The sequence below is a fragment of the Pseudoxanthomonas sp. LjRoot204_2 genome (assembly GCF_056175765.1).
The window spans coordinates 1-1,258 of sequence record NZ_JBGFFG010000672.1 but is presented as its reverse complement, the minus strand read 5'-3'; the positions used below and the strand labels follow the sequence as shown (position 1 = coordinate 1,258).

Below are 1,258 nucleotides of genomic sequence, written 5' to 3'. Positions count from 1 at the left end.
GTGTCGGAGATGACCATCAGCGACCCGCGGTTCTGGAACACGAACAAATCGCTGCACCGGATGGACCACGACGGTGAACCCAGCCCGGTCAGCGTGCAGATCGCCGGCACCGAACCCGAGCAGCTCGCCCATGCCGCGCGCCACAATGCCGACCACGGTGCGCAGATCATCGACATCAACATGGGCTGCCCGGCCAAGAAGGTGTGCAATGCCTGGGCCGGCTCGGCGCTGATGCGCGACGAGGCGCTGGTGGGCCGCATCCTGGAAGCCGTCGTGAAGGCGGTCGACGTTCCCGTCACCCTGAAGATCCGCACCGGCTGGGATTGCGACCATCGCAACGGACCCGTCATCGCGCGCATCGCCGAAGCCAGCGGCATCGCCTCGCTGGCCGTCCACGGCCGCACGCGCGACCAGCACTACACCGGCACCGCCGAGTACGACACCATCGCCGCGATCAAGGCGGCACTGCGCATTCCGGTCGTGGCCAACGGCGACATCGATTCGCCGGAAAAGGCAGCGCACGTGCTGGCGACGACGGGGGCCGATGCGGTGATGATCGGCCGCGCTGCGCAGGGCCGTCCCTGGCTCTTCCGCGAGGTCGCGCACTACCTGGCCACCGGCGAACGCCTGCCGCCGCCGTCCCTGCAGGAAGTCCGCGACATCCTGCTCGGCCACCTGGAAGCCTTGCATGGCTTCTATGGTGAGCCGCAGGGCGTTCGCATCGCCCGCAAGCACCTGGGCTGGTATGCGAAGGATCGCCCGGAGAACATCGCCTTCCGTGCCGTGGTCAATCGTGCCGAGAGCGCGGACGAACAGGTACGGCTGACGCGCGACTATTTCGATGCACTCATCGCCGGTGCCGTGCCGGACCTGCCCGCCGCCGCCTGAGGAACCCCGCCATGTCCGAGATGACCGAAAGCCCCACCTATCTCCACGGATTCTCATCGGTGGAGCAGGCCCGCCTGATGAAGCAGGCCCGGCTGCTGGAAAGCACGCTCTTCAACCACATCGACTACACCGGCGCGCGCCGGCTGCTCGAGGTCGGCAGCGGCGTCGGGGCGCAGACCGAAATCCTGCTGCGCCGGTTCCCGGACGTGCACGTCACCTGCGTGGACCTCAACGAGGTGCAGTTGGCGGCGGCGAAGCAGAACCTCGCCACGATGCCCTGGTGCCGCGACCGTTACACGCTGCAGCAGGCCGACGCCAGCCGCCTGCCCTACGGCGCGCGCGAATTCGATGCCGCCTTCCTGTGCTGGAT

General features: G+C 68.0%; 2 protein-coding genes. Both read left to right on the top strand.

Annotated elements, in window-relative coordinates; all coding sequences use genetic code 11:
• Positions 1–888: tRNA dihydrouridine synthase DusB (dusB, locus tag AC04L7_RS18990; RefSeq protein WP_475513744.1), on the top strand; the 888-nt coding region annotated here is incomplete at its 5' end.
• An 11-nt stretch (positions 889–899) separates the two neighbouring features.
• The coding region (locus AC04L7_RS18985) for a class I SAM-dependent methyltransferase (RefSeq protein WP_475513743.1) at positions 900–1,258 on the top strand (359 nt) is incomplete at its 3' end.